General features: G+C 59.7%; 15 protein-coding genes and 1 pseudogene. 4 read left to right on the top strand and 12 right to left on the bottom strand.

The features are described 5' to 3' along the window. Nucleotides 1–7: 7 nt before the first annotated feature. Genes trbH through trbB form a run of 10 tightly spaced genes read right to left on the bottom strand, consistent with a single transcriptional unit; the run spans nt 8 to nt 8281 of the window. The gene (gene trbH, locus IG197_RS34300; RefSeq protein WP_192321358.1) at nt 8–442 is read right to left on the bottom strand and encodes a conjugal transfer protein TrbH; all 435 of its coding nucleotides are present in this window, start codon (nt 440–442) and stop codon (nt 8–10) included. Nucleotide 443: 1 nt separating this feature from the next. Then, nucleotides 444–1295 (bottom strand): P-type conjugative transfer protein TrbG, encoded by an 852-nt coding sequence (trbG, locus tag IG197_RS34295; protein ID WP_192321356.1) that lies wholly within the window; start codon nt 1293–1295, stop codon nt 444–446. Nucleotides 1296–1312: 17 nt separating this feature from the next. Continuing rightward, a complete protein-coding gene (locus IG197_RS34290) occupies nt 1313–1975 on the bottom strand; it encodes a conjugal transfer protein TrbF (RefSeq protein WP_192321354.1) in 663 nt (220 codons plus the stop codon). Between the two features lie 17 nt (nt 1976–1992). Continuing rightward, on the bottom strand, nt 1993–3183 hold the full coding sequence (gene trbL, locus IG197_RS34285) for a P-type conjugative transfer protein TrbL (protein ID WP_192321352.1): 1191 nt from the start codon (nt 3181–3183) through the stop codon (nt 1993–1995). Next, complete coding sequence (gene trbK, locus IG197_RS34280) at nt 3177–3377, bottom strand: entry exclusion protein TrbK (RefSeq protein ID WP_246765553.1); 201 nt, start codon at nt 3375–3377, stop codon at nt 3177–3179. Before trbK ends, trbL begins: the two co-directional genes overlap by 7 nt. Nucleotides 3378–3385: 8 nt before the next feature. Further along, on the bottom strand, nt 3386–4141 hold the full coding sequence (trbJ, locus tag IG197_RS34275; RefSeq protein ID WP_246765525.1) for a P-type conjugative transfer protein TrbJ: 756 nt from the start codon (nt 4139–4141) through the stop codon (nt 3386–3388). A 25-nt stretch (nt 4142–4166) separates the two neighbouring features. Next, nucleotides 4167–6644 carry a conjugal transfer protein TrbE gene (locus IG197_RS34270; protein ID WP_192321346.1) on the bottom strand — a complete coding sequence of 826 codons (2478 nt, stop codon included), beginning with the start codon at nt 6642–6644 and terminating at the stop codon, nt 4167–4169. A 12-nt stretch (nt 6645–6656) separates the two neighbouring features. Further along, complete coding sequence (locus IG197_RS34265; protein WP_067969590.1) at nt 6657–6956, bottom strand: conjugal transfer protein TrbD; 300 nt, start codon at nt 6954–6956, stop codon at nt 6657–6659. Continuing rightward, the gene (locus IG197_RS34260; protein ID WP_067969593.1) at nt 6949–7320 is read right to left on the bottom strand and encodes a TrbC/VirB2 family protein; all 372 of its coding nucleotides are present in this window, start codon (nt 7318–7320) and stop codon (nt 6949–6951) included. The genes IG197_RS34265 and IG197_RS34260 overlap by 8 nt, the downstream gene beginning before the upstream one ends. After that, nucleotides 7310–8281, bottom strand: a complete 972-nt coding sequence (gene trbB, locus IG197_RS34255; RefSeq protein WP_192321344.1) for a P-type conjugative transfer ATPase TrbB — start codon at nt 8279–8281, stop codon at nt 7310–7312. Before trbB ends, IG197_RS34260 begins: the two co-directional genes overlap by 11 nt. A 3282-nt stretch (nt 8282–11563) precedes the next feature. Between trbB and repA the strand changes: the two genes are divergently transcribed. The 3 genes from repA (at nt 11564) to repC (ending at nt 15217) form a co-directional block, all read left to right on the top strand. Further along, nucleotides 11564–12769 carry a plasmid partitioning protein RepA gene (gene repA / locus IG197_RS34245; protein ID WP_067969602.1) on the top strand — a complete coding sequence of 402 codons (1206 nt, stop codon included), beginning with the start codon at nt 11564–11566 and terminating at the stop codon, nt 12767–12769. A 75-nt stretch (nt 12770–12844) separates the two neighbouring features. Next, nucleotides 12845–13837, top strand: a complete 993-nt coding sequence (repB, locus tag IG197_RS34240; protein ID WP_067968566.1) for a plasmid partitioning protein RepB — start codon at nt 12845–12847, stop codon at nt 13835–13837. A 171-nt stretch (nt 13838–14008) separates the two neighbouring features. Then, nucleotides 14009–15217 carry a plasmid replication protein RepC gene (repC, locus tag IG197_RS34235; RefSeq protein ID WP_192321342.1) on the top strand — a complete coding sequence of 403 codons (1209 nt, stop codon included), beginning with the start codon at nt 14009–14011 and terminating at the stop codon, nt 15215–15217. A gap of 1 nt (nt 15218) precedes the next feature. Here repC and IG197_RS34230 read toward each other — a convergent pair whose 3' ends face one another. Together IG197_RS34230 and IG197_RS34225 are read right to left on the bottom strand one after the other, a co-directional pair. Beyond that, nucleotides 15219–16385: an ATP-binding protein gene (locus IG197_RS34230; protein ID WP_192321340.1), complete on the bottom strand. Its 1167-nt coding sequence runs from the start codon at nt 16383–16385 to the stop codon at nt 15219–15221. A gap of 212 nt (nt 16386–16597) precedes the next feature. Further along, nucleotides 16598–17848: a site-specific integrase gene (locus IG197_RS34225; protein WP_371746620.1), complete on the bottom strand. Its 1251-nt coding sequence runs from the start codon at nt 17846–17848 to the stop codon at nt 16598–16600. A 736-nt stretch (nt 17849–18584) separates the two neighbouring features. Between IG197_RS34225 and IG197_RS34220 the strand changes: the two are divergent. Then, nucleotides 18585–19602: pseudogene (locus IG197_RS34220) on the top strand (IS110 family transposase). Nucleotides 19603–19702: the final 100 nt, after the last annotated feature.

Here is a 19702-nt window from a genome sequence, read left to right as displayed (position 1 = left end):
CCCTCCCCTATCCGCGGCGCATGACCGAGAGCGGACTTGCAGGAGATGCACCCGACATTGTCGTTCGGTATGCACGTCCGAGTTCAACCGTGCTGGTCGACATGCGCACCAGTACCTGCCCCTCGTGGCTGTCGACGACATAGGCAAGCGCGATCTCTTTCTGGCCATCCGTTTTCTGGTCCGTGGCGACAGCATAACCCCAACTTTTCAATGATGCTTCAAGCGCCTGGCCGAAGGGCGAGCTGTCAGGTTTCATGATGATGGTGCCGTTGGCCGGGCCGATCTGCTCGGCAAGCTTGGTCACCATGTCGCCCGCAATGGCGCTGGCAGCGGATCCTGAAATCTCAGGCGGCGCTGAACTGGCCACCAAGCCGTTGCCGGTGGACGTCTGACAACCGGCAACTGCGCACGTGAGAAGCAGAACGGTAAAGGTGCGGCGCATCCTAACGCCCTCGCCTGATGGTGATCTTCTCCTGTTTCCAGCCGACGCCTGAGACAAGGACGGCGCGCTCCACATGATAGTCAACCACCATCATGTCGGCTTTCATCCGATAGTTGACGACGCGGTTCTCACCCCCTGAGACAACGAACAGTACCGGTGCATCCTGACCGGAGACTGATCGCGGAAACTGGATGTAGGTCTTGGTTCCGTCGGAATAGACCCGCGTCGGGCGCCAGCGCGCATTGCCGGAGATTGAGTAGGCAAAGTTCAACTGCTCGGCTGGAACACCGGCGCCCGGAATGAGGCTTGCCTCGAGCCGTGCGTTCATGTCGGCAAGTTTCGCACTCACATCTTCCGGATACTCAAACCCGACACGCGCCATATAATGGTGCTCATGCGACTTCAGCTGGATGTGGTAGGTTCGCCGCGAGGTCGTCACCACCATCGACGTAACAAGATCCGGTTCGGAGGGCTTGACGATCAGGTGGATCGCCTGCCCGCCGATGGCGCCGGAGGTCGCTGGCTCTACCTTCCAGCGCACCGTATCGCCGACCAATACGTCACGCACCGCTTCGCCTGCCTGAAGCTCGATGTCGCAAACCTGCAACGGCGAACAGACGACAGAGGGCTGGATCTCACCATAGAGGAAGACCACCTTGCCGTCTGCGCCCTTGGTGACGAGGCCTTTCTTTCCGCGCCATTGCGCGGAAATTCCGGTCCCCCTTTGCTCGTTGGCACTCATGCCCTCGGCATAGGCTTTCGGAAGGAAGACTGGAGCGGCGGCGGCGAGTGCGGCGACAAACGTGGTCACGAGGGGGAGAGTTGCACCGACGGGTCTGGTGGCAATGATCATGAGTTGGGCTATGCCTTTCATAGCTGCGCGGTCCAGTCGAAGTCGCGGAGGTAGAGACCGATAGGGTTGAGCCGGATGACGCCCTCATCCTGTGGTGGGGTCAGTGTGACGGTCGCGATGCCGCGGAAGCGGCGCACGGCCGTCTCTTTGCCCTTGCGGTCGCGTTCGAACTCGGTCCAGTCGAGCTGGAACGACTGCTGTGACAGAGCAACGATGTTGTTGACCTCGATGGCAACGGTTGCGGTCCTGGCCTTGTCGAAGGGCGAACTTGAGCGGAACCACGCATTGACCTTTTCGGTCGCGGGGTCTGACGTCCTCAAGAGCGCGTACGTACGGTCGATGTACTGTTTCTGCACGACCGCATCAGGGGTCACGCTACGGAAATTGGAGACGAAGCTGCCCAGGGCGGCGCGGACGACACGTGTGTCGGCATATTCGATCTGCTGCGGGTAGCCCGCATGTGCCGAGGTTCCAAGCTTGTCGACTTCAACGATGTAGGGGATCAGTTTGACTTGAGTGCTCTGGAACAGCGCATAGGCGAACCCGATCACCGCCATGAACATTCCCGTGATGCCGACGATACGCCAGCCGGCGGCCGCCTTCACATATGAGCCATAGCGCTCGTTCCATTCCTGGCGTGCTGCGAGATAGGGATTTTCGGGCGGTTTGCGCTCGGCCATGAGGGGTTCTTTCCGGGCTAGTTCTTCTCATCGAGCGGCTGTGGTGCAGGGATGGTCCTGCCGGACGGCCGGCTCTGGTCGAGTTTGGCGTTGGCGAGCCCGAGCAGAGACCCGGCATGGGCTCCCGGTGCTGCAATTGCTTTTTCCTTGGCCGCCGATGCCGCAGCCCATCCGGCACTACCGATCCCGGATGCCATGCCGCGCATGGCTGCTCCGGCCATGGAAGCGCCGCCCGCCCGGGCCGCACTTGCCGCCGTAGCGCCGCTCGCAACGGCACCTGCGCCAAGAAAGGCACCGCCGGCGGTGAAAGTCGCTGCGTGCCCACCATGACGTATCGCTTCCATGCCGCCGGAAACGGAAACTCCTTGCACAACACCCTGAAGGATGGCGGGGACGTACATGGCGATGATGAACACCACGACGGCTATTCCGGCGATGGCCAGCGTGGTGACAAACTGCTCTGACTTTGCCGTCGGTGCTTCTGCCAGGCTGATCAGCACTTCCGAGCCGATCCGGGCGATCATCACCAGCGCCATGAGCTTCATCCCGACCGAGAAGGCATAGATGAGGTAGCGGACGGCAAAATCCTTGGTGAAGGACGACCCGCCAAGGCCGAGCATGATCATGCCGGCGAGAAGGCCGACATACATCTCGACGAGCACCGCGACGAAGATCGCCGCGACCAGGCTGAAACAGACGACCACCACGACCATTGCGAAGACGGCGGCTATCGCCAGCGCATTGTCTTCGAACAGGCCGAATTTTGCCAGTTCAGACATCTTCGAGGCAACGCGGATGCCGGCGTCGAAGATATTGGCGGGTGACGCCGATCCGCCACTGGCGCCGATCTGAAACAGGCTGTCGACGACCGCTCTTGCGAAGCTCGGGCCCTGATCGAGGATGAATGCGAACAGGCCGATGAACATGATCCGGCGCACGAGCTCCGCAAACCAGCTGTCGAGCGAGGCTGTGTTGATCGCAAGCCAGACCGCTGCAATCGCAACCTCGATGCCGGCGAGGATCCAGAATAGCGAACGGGCGGCATTCATGACCGTTGTTTGCCAACCCCGCGCGGCCGTCACGACCTGGTTCTCCAGGGTCGTCAGTACAGATCCTTGTTGCGCGAGCGCAGGTGCGCAGGCAATGAGGAGTGCACCGATCACCGCGAAAGCGAGTTGATGCCTGCCGACTTGCTTGACGGTTACCATCGCGGCCTCATCTCCTGGCCGCCGCGCACGTTCCGATCGGGATCTCCGCTGAAGAACCTTTCAGCATGCTCCCTGCGTGCCCTTTCCGAGATGGGTGCGGGCGCCTCATCCACCGGTAAGGGTTGCTGCAGCATCCAGAAGGCGCTGCCTGCGCAGACGCTGATTGCGATGCCGATCGATATTCCAATGAGCATGGAAGCGTTCACCAGCGCGGCTCCATCATTTGGCCGCCCCGCACATTGGGCAGCGGCGAACTGAAAAAGTTCTCGCGCCGTGCTTGCGCGAGGTCCTTGTCCGCCTGTCTTGACTGGAACCAGGTCCCCATCATTGTGGTCTGTTGCGAGACCAGCCCGCGCAGCTTCTGGAATTGCGCCACCTGCTGGGCCGCTATCTGGTGGCCGACCTGAAGCGCTTTCATCTGGCCGTCCGATGTCTCCGACATGGCGCGGAGAGAGCTCATTGTCGCTTCCTCGGAGGTGAACTGGTCAGCCGTAAGCCCTGCCGCCTTCAGCGTACCAGCGATGGTGTCGCGGTTCGTGGTCGACCAGGTCTGGTAGTTGTCGGAAAATGTCTGGCCATCGGCGAGGCCGGTCTTGAAATCGGCAAAGCTCTGGAAGCGCTGCTTCAGCACGTCATCGATGTTTCCCATCGAGAACGCGATGCCCTGTCCTTGCCCGACGATGGATTGCAGCTTCCGAAGGTCGCCTTCGACCTGTCCCCACATATGCTTTGGCAGCCGGGCGGTGTTTTGGAGCAGGTTGTTGTAGATGTTGAGCTGGTTCTGGATCTGCTCGGCCAATTGCGTGATCTGCTTGACCTGGTTGTTGACCTGATCGGCCGACTTGCCGACGAGCGCGATCAACTCGGCATTGTTGGCGAGCTGTGTCCATTCGGTCGCCTGGCCCGTTACGCCGCCGGCATGACCTGTGACCGGTGCTGCCATGGTGACACTGAACATGACCGCGGTACCGGCCATTTGCAGACTATGTGGATGGAAAAAATGCCGCGGCATGGGCAATTCCTCTCATTTCGAGCCAATAGATCGGCCAGTCCGCGCCGTGTTCGCGCTTCAGGGCCAGAATGCGTTGGAGATCTTGCTTGCCAGTGACGCCGACGAAGGACAGGGTGAGCGGTCCCAGCGACATGTCGAACAGTCGGCGGCCTTCCGGCGAGGCGACGTAATATTCACGTTTGGGGACTGCCGTTGCGACGATTTCGATCTGGCGTTCGTTAAAGCCGATACGCTGGTAAAACTCACGCGTGCCTGCCTCGCGCGCAGCCCCATTGGGCAGGCAGATCTTCGTGGGACAGGATTCCTTCAGCACATCGATGATGCCGGAGCGCTCGGCATCGGAAATCGACTGGGTGGCGAGCACCACGGCGCAATTGGCCTTGCGCAGCACCTTCAGCCATTCCCTGATCTTGTCGCGAAATGTCGGGTGACCCAGCATCAGCCATGCCTCGTCGAGGACGATCAGGCTCGGTGCGCCAGTCAAGCGTTTCTCAATCTTGCGGAAGAGGTAGGTGAGCACGGGCACGAGATTGCGCTCGCCCATATTCATCAACTCCTCGATCTCGAAGGTCTGCAGCGAGCCGAGCGACAGGCCATCGCTTTCGGCGTCAAGCAGTTGCCCCATCGGGCCGTCGACGGTGTAGTGATGGAGAGCCTCCTTGATCTCGCGCATCTGAACGCCGGAGACGAAGTCAGAGAGTGAGCGTCCGCGGGCATCCGTCAAAAGCGCGACTTGTCTTGAGATCGCGTTGCGGTGATCGGGTGTGATCGAAATGCCTTGTAGCGCTACGAGCGTCTCGATCCATTCGGACGCAAAGGCCCTGTCGGCGTCGGTGGCGAGGTCCGAAAGCGGACAGAAGGCGAGCGCCGAAACTGAACTTGCCCCCTCCCCTGTCGAAATATCGCTGTCGGCCCCGATCTCGTAGTGGTCGCCGCCGGCGGCCAGCGTGAGCGGCAGCATCGACCGGCCCTTGTCGAAGGCGAAGATCTGGGCTCCGGGGTAGCGCCGGAACTGGGCCACAATCAGCGCCAGTAGCGTCGACTTGCCCGATCCGGTCGGCCCGAAGATGAGGGTGTGGCCGACATCGTCGACATGCAGGTTCAGCCGAAACGGTGTCGAGCCCGACGCAACCTGCATCAGTGGTGGAGAGGCCGGCGGATAAAACGGGCAAGGGGCTATAGGACTGCCGGACCAGACCGAATTCAGTGGAATGAGGTCGGAAAGGTTACGTGTGTGGATCAGCGGCTCGCGAACATTGGCGTACCAGTTGCCGGGCAGCGAACCCAGGAATGCCTCGGTCGCATTCAGCGTCTCGATTCTCGCCCCGAAGCCCTCAGCCTGGATCAGACGACGTACGGCCTCACAGTTCTCGCGAAGACGAGTGCTGCTTTCGTCAAACAGCACGATGACAGGCGTGTAGTAGCCATAGGCGACAAGCTGCGAGGAGGCTTGTGCGATCGCATCCTCCGTCTCCGCCACCATCGTCAGGGCGTCCTGGTCGATCGAGCGCGACTGCGTCTGGAACAGCTGGTCGAAAAAGGGCCGGATCTTCTGCTGCCACTTCTTGCGGGTGCGTTCGAGCTTTTGGCGGGCTTCCTGGTCATCGAGGAACATGAAGCGCGACGACCAGCGATAGGTCAGCGGCATCAGGTCAAGCGAGTTCAGGATGCCAGGCCAGCTTTCGGCCGGCAGACCGTCGATCGCAACAACGCCAAGAAAGCGGCTTTCGACGATCGGCGTCAGGCCGTGCTGGAGCTCTGCCGTCACCAGCCAGTCGAGATACATCGGGATGTCTGGCAGGCGCACAGGATGGTTTTCTCCCGTGATGCAAAAGCGGATGAACTGGAACAGTTCGTCGTAATGTGCGGTCAGAAAACCGCCGCGCTCCTCGGCCGATCGCGTTTCCATTCGCCTGATGGACAAGACGTTGGCGAGATATTGCTCGACTTCGCGGATCGCGGTCTGAAACGTTTCAAGCACCTTGTCGGCATAGGTTGCGGCACGGCTGTCCGGGTCCGAATAGAGATAGCGGGTTAACCCCGATCGTTGCCTCGTCGGAGGATGATAGGTCAGGATCAGCGCATGCCGGCTCTCATAGTGCCCCTTCTCCCGCTCGAAATGCGCACGTCGCTCAGCGTCGATGGCACGCGTGACGGGATCGGGAAAATGGCACTCCGCAGTTGCAGGATAAGCTACGGTCGGCAATCGCACGGCCTCGACCTGGACCATCCAGCCCGAGCCAAGGCGCGAAAGGATGGCGTTGATCTGACGCGAAATCTCGTTGCGCTCGGCATCGGTCGAGCTCTCCGAATCCGGGCCTGCGAAGTACCAGCCTGCCATCAGGCTCCCGTCCTTAAGCAGGATGACGCCATTGGCGATCAGTCCCGCATACGGAACAAGATCAGCAAAGGACGGGCCGGAATGTCGAAAGGGACGAAGTGCGGCCATGGTTCATCACCCTCAGTAGCGGTGCCAGGGCGTAGAGGTGGGCCGGTAGTGCGACCTATAGCAGATGTGTCTGATATAGACGCGGCGCATCATCGGGTCGGCCTTCGCCATCATTCGAAGTGCGGCAACCACCCCGATCCACACGGCGATCCCAAACACCGCCGAATGGAGCGTCAGCACCACGAAGATCAAGATCGCTGCAGCAAGACCGGTGACGAGGACCAGTTCCCGGTCCGCCCCCATCAGCAGGTTTGGACGCGACAGAGCACGATGGATGCGGTTGCGCTGGAGATTGGACCCTATGTCAGTCATGGTCCCCCTCCCCTGTCTCGGAAGAAGCAGCGGAGGCGTCGACATCGCCGATGGAGGCGCCTGTTGCACCGAATAGCGCAACGATTTGAGTGGCGCCGAGCAGAATGCCCGCAACCAGCACCACATACATGAGCCTGCGCGCGAAATCGTTGAGCTCGCCGCCAAAAATCAACATGCCGCCAGCAACAGCAACAGCGGCCAGCGCGATGAAGCCCGCGACAGGTCCGGTGATTGACTGCTGGATTCGTTGCAGCGGGCCTTCCCACGGCAAGCCACCCCCGGAACTGGCGAGGGCCGGATCGACCAGCATGAACATAAGCGCAAATGCGCTGACGATGAGAACGGTTTGACGGTCAAGCGACATGGCGCTGCTCCTCCATCTGAGCGTAGGTTTCGGTGTGGTACTGCACGCCGGCAAAGCGCTCGACATGGATGACATCGCGCACTCTTCGACCTGCGGGCGTCCGCGCGATAGACACGACGAGATCAACGGCTTCACCAATCACCTCTTTCATCGGCTGCTGGCTGACTTCGGCGGTAAGCTGTTCGAGCCGCCGCAATGCAGACATCGCCGTATTGGAGTGGATCGTCGTCACGCCGCCGGGATGGCCGGTGTTCCAGGCCTTCAGTAGGGTGAGGGCCGCACCATCACGGACCTCGCCGACAATGATGCGATCTGGTCTCAGCCGCATCGTGCTCTTGAGCAGACGGGCCATATCGATCGTGTCGCTGGTACGAAGCACCACCGCATTCTCTGCAGCGCACTGGATCTCGGCCGTGTCCTCCAGGATGAGCAACCGATCCTGCGGTGCCTTTTGGACAATCTCGGCGATGATCGCATTCGCCAAGGTCGTTTTGCCCGAACCGGTCCCACCCGAGATGACGATGTTCTGCCGTGACGTGATCGCGTTACGGATCACCGCTGCTTGCTGCTCGGTCATCATGTTGAAGGACACATAGTCGACAAGCGGGATCAGCCGCGAAGCGCGACGCCGGATGGTGAATGTCGGGGCCGAGACTACGGGTGGCAGCAAACCTTCAAAACGATGACCGCCGATCGGCAACTCGCCGGAGATGATCGGGCGTTGCTCATCAGCCTCGGAATGCAGCGCGTGCGCGACGCTTCCAATGACGATCTCGGCGGTGGTCGGCTTCATCTCCCCGGCTGGCGAGATGCCATGTCCGAGGCGCTCGATGAAAAGGCGTCCGTCGGGGTTCAGCATGATCTCGACGACGGATGTGTCTTCGAGTGCAGCGCAGAGGTCCTGGCCAAAGGCATCCCGAAGCTTGCCTATGAGACGCGGATGAGAGCGAAGTTGCGCCATGTCGGCTAGCTCATGCCGCTGGGTGAAAGACGGCCGAGAAGGGGAGATGCCTTGATACGGGCAGGACGGCCCGGCGCCGCCAGTTGCTCATTCGCTTTTGCGTGAAACAAAGTGCCTCAGTTGCCATCGCCCCTCGCAGTCCTCACTGGCTGGATTGGGGCGAAGTGATCACAGGATGCGCTTGGGGAAGAGTGTAGAATTCTACAGCCGCATGGATGGCCAGCCGAGTGCCAATCAAAAAAGCAGGAGCGCCAGTGTCGTTAACGTTTGGTTAACGAAACTCTTGCTCGTCGGGTCATTTTAGTTTTCACTAATCTCATGAGGGAGGATTAGACGGGAGAACGGGAAGATGAAATTCCAGGAAGTCCGGGAACAGTTGAGGGCCGTTGGAATTCTGATCAGCAAGCGCGGATGCGAAATTCGGGTCAATCATTTTGGGGGAAGCCCCGAAACTGCATTCTTCACATCATGCTTGGATGAGGCGCTGACAGCTGGGCTTTCGATGACGAGACCAAAGCATCTGCCGAAGCACTGGTGCTCGCAGCGCTAGGTCCTATACACAAAGTGCGGCAACCATATCTTGGTTGCGGCCAGGGCGAGGAATGCTGAGAAGGATTTTTCCGTGTCTTGGCGTATCGGGTCGCAACGCAACGGAACTGCTTGAGGCAATTGAACATCCGCTCACTGCAGTTACGGTAGTTGTAGGCCCGGTAGTCGCAGGCGGGCGGGTTCTTGCGGTTGGCCTTTTGGCGAATGACCGGACTGATCCAATGGATCAGGAGTTCTTCACGCAGGAAATCGCCGTCATAGCCATTTTCGGCAAGGAAGAGCCTCGGCTTGGCGAAGCTGCGTGTGGATCAACTGTAACCGTTCAATTGGGGTGCCTTCGGCTAGCCACCTCGAGGACTCGCCGTGAAGGCGGCTATCTGTCTACCTATGTTGACGCGTCCACAGACGTATCGTGGGGCTGCGCGGCTGAGGAACCCGCGGCCGTGGCACGGCCGTTCAGGGCTACCTACGGCAAAGTCGCCCTCAGAGGCGGCGACACCTGGACCATACGGCCATCATTTATCTGATGGATCGGATGCTTCGACAGGATTATGTACCTCGGAGTGCACGCTTTGCATAGCGAGAAGCTCCGTCATTCAATTGCCCCCTGCCCCATCCAATGTTGACGAAAGCTATCCTACCGGCGCTGCTCGTGCCCGCGGTTCCCGCTAGCCTCGCCCCGCCCCATGGTTTCGACGTCGGCGCAAGTTCCATTGGACACCCGGCGCCAGTGCAACACCGCCTCTGCAAGCAACGGTGCCGTTCAAATTGGCTAATGATGGTGTGTCCGAGGGTGCGGCTCACGGCCAGTGATGACACGCCGACAGGACATGGCTCGTCGAAGGCGTGATCGAGACGCTTCCGGTGCCGGGTCGATTTCTCGGACGGTTGTTCCACGTGATGCTAATCGGCCTGAGGCAACCGCTCAAGTAAGGTATCAGTCCCGCTACGCCTTGGATTCCGGAATGCGGGCGACGTTCAGATCGCGCTAGCGATCGAGCCCATGAGCGTCCTCCGCCTGTCCACATGCAGGTCATTGAAGAGGCCTTCCCCCTGCGCAAACCAGGAAAGCGAATGCATGACTTCCGCCTCCCTCCCCTCCGAACTGCCAGCGTCCCCTGGCACACAACCGTGGCACGAGGGCTACCGTAATGGCTTGCCAACCACGACTGCGAGCTGGAACGAGCCTGTAGAAACGCTCTTTTCGCATCGCACGGTACGCAGCTATCTGCCTGACCGGTTGTTCCGGACCTTGCCGTCTCGGCTGCGCTGTCCGCACCTTCGCGGAAGCTTCTGGAGCATTCCCACCGCCATAGCCAGGGTCATTCGAAGGCTGCATGTCGGCTGTCGAGTGCGTAAGGAGGATAGCGAGTTGTCCGCGGACAACTTTTGAAGCCGGGCCGGAATAGAGGCTTCAGCACGGAGCGCAGATGCAGCCGCCGACTGCTTGCTCGTCCGGCCGCTCATTGTTGCACAGGAATGCGAGTTGTCCGCTGACATCGTTTTGAACTGATAAGCCGACTGATGGTTCTGATCGATAGTCGCGGTGCGCGGTATAGGGCTTGATTACCCATACGCCGCGATCATTGTGCGAGCGGCAAGTTGTCAGCGGACAACTTTTGAAGGGAAGGGAAGGGAAGGTCGAGTGGGCCCTCGGCCGAACTGCGGAGATGAACAGGGCCATGGGCCGCTCGATTGACCTTCCCCGGCTTGATTATTGATCGAGACGATGAGTTGTCCGCGGACAACTTTTGAACTGAGGGTAGTTTTGAACTGAGGGTCGATTGGTGGCTTTGACCGAGGGCCGAAGTGCCCGGCGCATTCGTCGGCTGTCTACGCGCAGCGCTCATTACCTGGTTGAAGGGCAAAAAGTTGTCCGCGGACAACTTTTCAGACGCGACCGACAAGTGTGCCGACGCGTTTCATGAGTTTGGGATCGACCTTGGCATCACCGATCCTTGCGGCTTTGGTAGCTCTCTTTAGCGAACTGCGCGTGCGGGTTGTTGGCTGGTGAGCTCAGGTCAGGTCAGGCAAGCCTATCGCGACGCTACCGTTGGCTGTCGAAGACCTTCCGGATCTTGAGCGCGGTGGTGCAGTAGGGTTGGACAATACCTCGCCGTGGCTCCGCTGCCTGCGGAATGGATTGTCAGCCTGTGCTGCCGCAGTCCCTAACGTCTCTCAAAAGCGCCCCTATCTCCAAGGATGCACAGAAGCACCGTAGCGGCCACGTCGCCACCGCGGCCGGTTGCGGGCTGGCGAGCACAACGCGACCGACCCGACCGAGCTCTGGGCGTCATTGTCTGATCCTTCGTCCCTCATCTGCTCGTCAGGTCTCGTTAAGCGAGGGAAAGGGGCATCTCGTGCGCGTCTTTGTTGGCCTGCGACGGTAGCGAGGATGGGGGCGTCGGTAGGCGAGCGCAATATCTCTGCATTCATCGAAAACGCGGGGTCGAGGAATTGTCGAATTTGACAGCCGTGCAGAACGCGTATTTTTCCGATAAAAACAATGGCTTACGAAGCGTATGGGCGTGCCGCCAGCAATCCGTAGTCGCCCGATATGCCTCAATGGCGGTGTGGGAGCTGGATGTGTTGAAGCCGTGCCAAACCGAGCCTTCGATCGGGCGTTAACCTGCTGTTAACTAAAAAATTCTTGCCGGAAGGAGAGAATCAAGCATTAATCACGCTTCAAAAGCAAATCGCTTGAGAAAAGCGTTATTCTGGAAGTCGGCGACTATGAATTTGGTACCCAACCACGACGTCGAGTTCGACTTTGATGAGGAGATTCTCGAACAAGGGGAACTCATCTCAGACAAACTCAACATGCTCCGTCTGGAGCAATATCCCCCAAATGCCTTGAAAGGGCTACGGCAGTTTTCGTCGGTTGAAGTCGCGGACTTTATCGGTGTCACTCAGAACCATATCAAGAAGCTTCACCTGGAGGGGAAGGGGCCTGCGCCTGAGGTTTCCCCGTCTGGCCGCCGCTCCTATACGGCGCAGCAGATGCTCGAACTGAGGCAATACCTCGACAAGCATGGCCGCACCGACTTCAAGCGTTATGTTCCGCATCGCCGTCAGGGTGAGGCGCTGCAGGTCATCTCCGTCGTCAATTTCAAAGGTGGCAGCGGAAAGACTACGACCGCAGCACATCTAGCGCAGCATCTGGCTCTCACCGGACATCGCGTGCTTGCCGTCGATCTTGACCCCCAGGCCTCTCTGTCAGCTCTCCATGGCATACAGCCAGAACTCGACAAGAACCCGTCTCTCTATGAGGCGCTTCGCTATGACGGCGAACGGAAGTCAATCAAGGACGTGATCCGGCCGACCAACTTCCCTGGGCTCGATATCGTGCCCGCGAACCTCGAGCTGCAAGAATACGAATACGAAACACCGCTGGCTGCGACCAGCAAGAACTCCACTGAAGGCAAGCTGTTCTTCACCCGGATCTCCAATGCCCTCAAGGAGGTCGACGATCGGTATGACGTGGTGGTCATCGATTGCCCGCCGCAGCTGGGCTATCTCACGCTGACGGCACTGACGGCTTCGACGTCAGTGCTCATCACCGTCCATCCGCAGATGCTCGACATCATGTCGATGAGCCAGTTTCTGCTGATGCTAGGAGGCATCTTGCAGTCCATCAAGGGGGCAGGGGCAGGGGTCAAGCTGAAGTGGTTCCGCTACCTCGTCACGCGCTACGAACCGACCGATGGACCACAGGCTCAGATGGTCGGGTTTCTGCAGGCACTGTTTAACAAACGGATGCTCAAGAACCAGATGCTGAAATCCACCGCCATCTCGGATGCGGGCATAACCAAGCAGACATTGTACGAAGTAGAGAAGAGCCAGTTTACGCGTTCGACCTACGACCGGGCAATGGAAAGCCTCAACCTGGTGAACTCTGAAATCACCGGGCTCGTCCACCAGGCATGGGGACGCAGATGACAATTTTGACAGCCGTGCAGAACGCCGTTTTTCTGCGTGAAATCAAACTGATGAGCTGGAGTTTCGGAGGCGGCAATGGCTAGAAAGCATCTTCTGGCAAGTGTGGCTGCGTCAATGGCTGGCGACAAGAGTGAAACGGCCCATTCGGCTTCGGAAGCTCGCTCGCAGTATGCAATGCGCGGCGCCTCTCGTTCCATGATCCAGTCATTGGACGAATTGGCCGAGAACTCGCTGCGGATGATTGATGGCGAAACGGTTGTATCGCTTGATCCGGCATTGCTTGATGGGTCGTTTGTTGCTGATCGCATTGGCGACAACGATGAAGAATACCAGCAGCTGCGCGATGCAATTCGGCGTTCGGGGCAATCGACTCCAATCCTGGTCCGGCCGCATCCTGATGACACACAGCGATACATGATCGTGTTCGGGCATCGTCGCGCGAAGGTTGCCAGGGATCTTGGCACGAGCGTGCGAGCGGTAGTGAAGCCATTGGCTGATATCGAGCATGTCCTCGCCCAGGGGCAGGAGAATACGGCCCGCGCCGATTTGTCGTTCATCGAAAAGGCTCTTTTCGCGCGAAAGCTTCTCGACAGCGGCATGACAAAGGATGTCGTTAAATCCGCCCTGACCATCGACGATACGCTACTCTCTCGTATGAGTTCGGTTGCAGAAACCGTTCCCGAGGCAATCCTCGAGGCAGTGGGTGCTGCAAAGGGCGTTGGGCGCGATCGGTGGGAAGAACTCAAGAAGATCGTGCAGGTCCCGGCCAATGCCGCTAAAGCCGTTGCGTTCGTTGCTACGGAGGAGTTTGCGACAGGAAATGCGAGCGATGAGGCCTTCAACGCCCTTCTGGGTTTCCTGAAGTCTCAGAGAGCACCCAAGAAAGCCAAGGTGTCCGCAGCGCCCAATGTCTGGGCCGCCGGCGACAAATCGGTTTGCGTGTCGGTGAAGAAGACACCGAAGAAGGCGTTGATTGCTGTTGAGGCCGCGGACGGCCCGCGCTTTGCTGATTTCATCACGGACCAGCTGGACAGCCTCTACGAGGCTTTCAGGCGGTCAGAAAAGTAGAAAACGGAGACATACCGCAAAAGAAAAAGGCCCCCAAAAACGTTGCCGTCGTGGAAGCCCTTCTCATAGCGTGAAGAACTAGAGAATCGCATTTCCCCGAATCAGTGTCAAGAGTCACGGCACCTAACTGGTGAGCAGATTTCTTTTGCCTCTTTGAAAGGCAGGGAAATTATGGATCCGCATATCTCGACGACGCCCTTTGGGCGGCGGTCGCTGTCGCTTGCCATGGTGGCAGGTCAGATGGCGGCCGACAGCTGCGCGCCTGGCGCCAGCTCCAACAAATGGCAGGTGTTCCGTGCCGTCTGCGAGGCCAAGCAATTGCTTGGCGCCAGCGATCGCGCCCTTGCTGTTCTCAACGCGCTGCTGAGCTTCCATCCCGACACGGATCTCGTGGAAGGGGAGGGGCTGGTGGTGTTTCCGTCCAATGCCCAGCTGGCGCTGAGGGCGCATGGCATGGCGCCGGCGACGCTCAGGCGGCATCTCTCGGTGCTCGTCGACTGCGGCCTGGTGGTGCGCCGCGACAGCCCCAATGGCAAGCGCTATGCCCGCAAAGGCTTTGACGGTGCGATCGAGCAGGCCTTTGGCTTCGACCTGACGCCGCTTCTGGCCCGTGCCGAAGAATTCGAGCGCATGGCCGAGGCAGTGAGGGCTGAGCGGCGGTCGCTTCTGCTCGTCCGCGAGCGCATCACCATCCTGCGTCGTGACATCGCCAAGATGATCGCATTCGGCCTCGAGGAGGGCATTGCGGCTGATTGGCCACGCCTGCATCTCAGTTATCGTGACATAGTGGCGGCTATTCCACGCACGGCGAGCCGGCTCGAGCTCGAACCGATTGCCGCCGAGCTGGCTGCGCTTGCCCAGGAGGTACGCAAGGCGCTGGAAAGTCACGTAAAAACTGAAGAAACAAGCGCCAATGAGTCTCATTCCGAGCGCCACATACAGAATTCAAAAACACACCCTCATGAATTTGAACCCGGCCTCGAAAAAGGCCAAGGGACGGCCGCTGCGGTGAAACCTGAAACCAGGAGCCAGCCGCCAACGGGTTATCCGCTTGGCATGGTGCTGCGTGCCTGCCCTGACATTGCGGACTACGCACGAAACGGCATTTCGGGCTGGGCGGATCTGGTGGAAACGGCAAATCTAGTGCGCGGCGCGCTCGGCGTCAGTCCGGATGCCTGGAACCAGGCCTGCGAGGCGATGGGGGGGGTGGATGCCGCGATCATGGTGGCGGCGATGCTGCAGAAGGGCGAGGCCATTTCCAGCCCGGGCGGCTATCTGCGTAGCCTGACGGCGAAGGCACGCGCCGGTGAATTCTCGATCGGGCCGGTGCTCATGGCGCTGCTGCGCGGCAGGGGAGGGGCCCAGGCCAAAGCGGGATAGATCAGTGCAGCTTTGCGAGCTCAGCTGCGACCACGGTCAACGGCATCGCCTCGACGTCGTGGGGCAGCGGATAGGTCTCCGTGCCGGGGTAGATGAGGATGCGGCGGTCTGGCCTGATGTCTTCGGCTGCTAAATGGAAACCTTTCTCGACCTTCGGTGACAGGCTGCGTTTGATTTCGATCGCCCACACGGCTGCGCCTGGCAAGGTGAGAAGGACGTCGATTTCGGCGCCGGCCGATGTGCGGTAGAAATTTATGCCAGTGCCTTCGGGAACTGCTGCCGACAGGGTCTCGATGACGAAACCTTCCCAACTGCCGCCGGCGACAGGATGACCCAGAAGCTGTTCCTGTGTGCCGAGACCCAGCAGTGCATGAGTGAGGCCGCTGTCGCGGACGTAGATCTTGGGCGATTTGACCAAACGTTTGGAAACATTGGAGTACCAGGGCTCGAGGCGGCGGACGAGCAGCAGATCGACAAGAAGGTCGAGATATGAAGCGACCGTCTTGCCATCGATGCCCAGCGCCCGGGCAAATTCCGCGGCATTGAGCAAGCCAGATTGGTGGTGGGCGAGCATTGTCCAGAAGCGGCGCAGGGTTTCAGCCGGAATGCGAGGCCCCAGCATAGGTATGTCGCGCTCCAGATAGGAGCGGATGAAACCCTGTCGCCAGCGCAGGCTGGCTCGGTCATTAGGCGCAAGGAAGCTTTCAGGAAATCCCCCACGCACCCAAAGGGAGGAAAGGTCCCGTGGGGCAACCTCCAGGCCATCGAGCGGGTGCATTTCCAGATAGGCAATGCGGCCGGCAAGCGTCTCGCTCGATTGCTTCATCAGATCGATGGAGGCCGATCCGAGCAACAGGAAACGTCCGGTCCGCAAGCCAGCACGGCGACCGCGGTCGATTAGGCCGCGCAGATTCTGAAACAGCCCTGGGAGCCGGTGGACTTCGTCGAGGATGACGAGTTTGTCTTCATGTCTTGTGAGATAGAGTTCGGGCTCGATCAGCTTGGCGCGGTCGGCATCAGATTCGAGGTCCAGATAAATTGAAGGCCTCGTCTCGCCGATTTCCAGCGCAAGCGTGGTCTTGCCGACTTGGCGGGGTCCCAGCAGCGCAACGGCCGGCGACGTGTCGAGCATTTCGAGGACTTCAGGGGTAATTCTGCGGACAATCATCCTTGCATTTATGGAGCATGACTCCATAAATGCAAGGTAAATGTCGCTGATAGCAAGGTTATGGAGTGCTGCAGAGGGAGCTCACAGCGGCTACTTGCGGGGTGGAGCTGAACTGCAGCGCAATAGGGGAGGGGATCGCTGATCCTGTGGTCATACCAAACTGATATGGACGCTCGCGCCGCTTAAGCGGGCGAGGGGGGCCGTTCCCTCAATCAGAGTCCACTCGCCTTGGTGAGATTGACGCGGAAGCGGTCGCGGCGGCGCTGGTACGTGCGGGTCATTTCTGCACTGGCATGGCCGAGCTGCTTCTGCACGTGGCGCTCCTCGACCTCGGCCGAAGAGGCAAGGCCAGCACGCAGCGAATGGCCCGCAAAAAGCCCGGTCCGTTCGGACTCGGTCAGATCGCCGCGGATGCCGGCGGCAAGGGCGGTACGTTTGACCAGACGGGCGATTTCCTGGTCGTTGAGCCGTTCGGTGCCGACCTTTTTGCCTTGACCGGTCACGCGGCGAAACAGTGGGCCATGGGAAATGCGGGCAAGGTTCAGCCAGGTCTCCAGGGCCACGACAGGGCAGGTGATGTCGGCCGATCCACGGCCGATCTCGACCTCGCGCCAGCCGGTTTTTCCGCGCAACGTCACCAGCAGGCCTTTGGGAAAAAAGGCGATCCAGCCCGAAGAATCCTGGGTCTGATCGCGGCCGCAATCGAGGCCGACGATCTCCGAGCGGCGCAGCGCACCGGCAAAGCCGAGCAGCAGCATCGCCCGATCTCTCAGGCCGCGCAGGGTCCCCCTGTCGAGCGTCTCCAGCATGGCGATCAGATCTTCGGGCAGGATCGCTTCCTTCTGCCGGGGAGGGCGGGCATGGGCATTGCGGATGCCGGCCATGACGGTCGCGATGGCACGGTGTTTCCGGTCGAGCTTTTCTGTCCCGCGCTGGGCATAGTTCCAGCTCAGGGACGCGAGCCGTCGTTCGATGGTCGACACGGATTTCTTGTCGCCGCTGCCGGCGCCGGAAGCGAGCGCGGTGATGTAGAGCCCGACGGTCTCGGGATCCGGCGGCATGGTGGCAAAACCCTGGCGCCGGGCCCAGTCGGAAAAGTGCTTCCAGTCGGCGGCGTAGGCGCGCCGGGTGTTGGCGGAACTGGCCGCCTTGACATAACCGCGTGCCCGTTCGGCCAGATCGCCGAGCTGCCCAGGAAGGCGGCCTGCAGGCATGACTTCGGCAGGCAGGGCAGGGGGTGAGGAGCGGTCGGCATCGCCGGCGGAAAGCCAACGATTTGGCTTTTCGAGTGACGAACGGTGAGTGTCCGGTGCGCCTTCCGGCGTATCGGAAGGTCCGGTGGACCTTTCGAAGGACTGCGAACGCCCGAAGGGCTGAGAGCCATAGCGGAGGGTCAGGCCGCCGTCGGCACCGACGACAGCGCCGGGCTCGATGGCCGCCTCCGCCTGCCGGCCCATGGCCATCACGACATCGACAATGTCGGGCAGGTCATCGACGGAGACATCGTCATGACGGCGATTTTGACCCGGAACAGCGTTTTCAGAGCTGCTCTCTCGTCGAGGCGAACGCCGTTTGCTATGGTTTTCCGGATTTTGCGCGACGTGAGAGGCCATTTCGGCAGTAGGCCATCAAATGAATGATAAGGCAAGATTATCGTTCATTTGACGTGATCGACAGGCTGTGCGCTTTAGATGCCGAAAGGATGCAAGAACCGCACAGATCTGATTGGCTGGAATTGTCAGCTTGTTTGCGCTGCTGGCCAACGATTTCATCGGCCGCCCGTCGGGAGCGCGATCTAGAGCCTGGCAGCCACAGACCGTAACCACGCGGCGCATAGGGTAGCCATTCCGTGGGAACATCATCACTTGGGCCTTGCGGCTGGTAGTACCGTCGAAATGTGTGTCAGGCGCTCTGTTCGACATCCGTGATTGCCAAGCGTGGCCTTGTCCTCAAAGTCAGCGCCTCCTAGGGGTCGGAACAAGAACTGCTCAAAATCGTACGCTAAGACCGGACTGAGCAGGAACTTTATGCGGCACGTCGTAGTGCAACCGGGAGGCGGAGCGACCTGAAGCCTTCCGGAAGATGTTGCTCGCTGTCCCAAGTGTAGATGCCCGTCAGGTTGATATGTTGAGATGGACGGCTCCTGCTCCAACCGCTGTGCCATAGTGGCGTGCGGGTAGAAAACTGGAGGAGCAGTTGATGAAAACGATCGCGACGATTGGCCTTGATCTGGCGAAGAATGTTTTTCAGGTGCATGGTGTCGATGATGCCGGAAACGTTTTGGTTCGGCGGCAACTTCGGCGAGCTGAGGTGCTACGGTTTTTCAGCAGCATCCAGCCTTGCCTTGTTGGCATCGAAGCGTGCGGCAGCTCACATTACTGGGCGCGGGAAATCGAAAACTCGGCCATACTGTCAGGCTTATGCCGGCTGGCTACGTGAAGCCGTATGTCAAAGGGCAAAACCGATGCCGCCGATGCAGAGGCGATCTGCGAGGCCGTGACACGACCAACAATGCGTTTTGTTGCTGCCAAGTCTGCCGAGCAACAGTCTGTACTGATGATGCACAAGGTTCGCGAGCTTCTTGTCCGCCAGAGGACGATGCTGATCAATTCATTGCGTGGGCACTTAAGCGAATTCGGCATTATCGGAGCTGGCGGAGCAAAGAACGTGCCCAAGCTTGTCGAACATTTCCACGAGATGCAGAGCACATTGCCTGAAGTGGCTCGGACAATCCTATGGGCGATAATCGATCAGCTGCGGCGCTTAGGCGCCGAAGTCGTAAAGATCGAAAAGAAGATCGTCGACGCTGTGAGATCTGACGCCGCAGCAAGGCGCCTTCTCTCAATACCGGGCGTAGGGCCCATAACGGCGAGTGCGATCACCGCGGCCGTGGCGGACATCAAGAACTTTCTTCCGGACGGCGCTTCGCTTCCTGGTTGGGATTGACACCAAGACCGCACAGCTCCGGCGGAAAGGAACGCACAAGCGGCATCAGTAAGCAGGGTGACGGATACATTCGAAAGCTATTGGTTGTCGGTGCAACCGCAATAATTCGTTTCGCCAAAATGGGAGCAGCGCCAGTCACGATTGGGCTGTGAGCCTGATGGATCGAAAGCCGGCACGCGTCGTAACGGTCGCACTTGCAAACAAAACAGCGAGGATCATCTGGGCGCTGTTGATACGAGAACAGCGGTATATGAAAGCCGTCACGGCTTAAGTGAGATTTCGGGCGTATCATTACGTCCGAGATGGCGGAGAGGTGCTGAAATGTGATGATCGAGCCGGTCGAACCGGAGACGAGGAAAGCCCTGGGAGCA

It is taken from the genome of Aminobacter sp. SR38, from assembly GCF_014843375.1.
Lineage (GTDB): Bacteria > Pseudomonadota > Alphaproteobacteria > Rhizobiales > Rhizobiaceae > Aminobacter > Aminobacter ciceronei.
The sequence above is the reverse complement of the archived record's forward strand: the minus strand, read 5'-3'. Positions and strand labels throughout refer to the sequence as shown.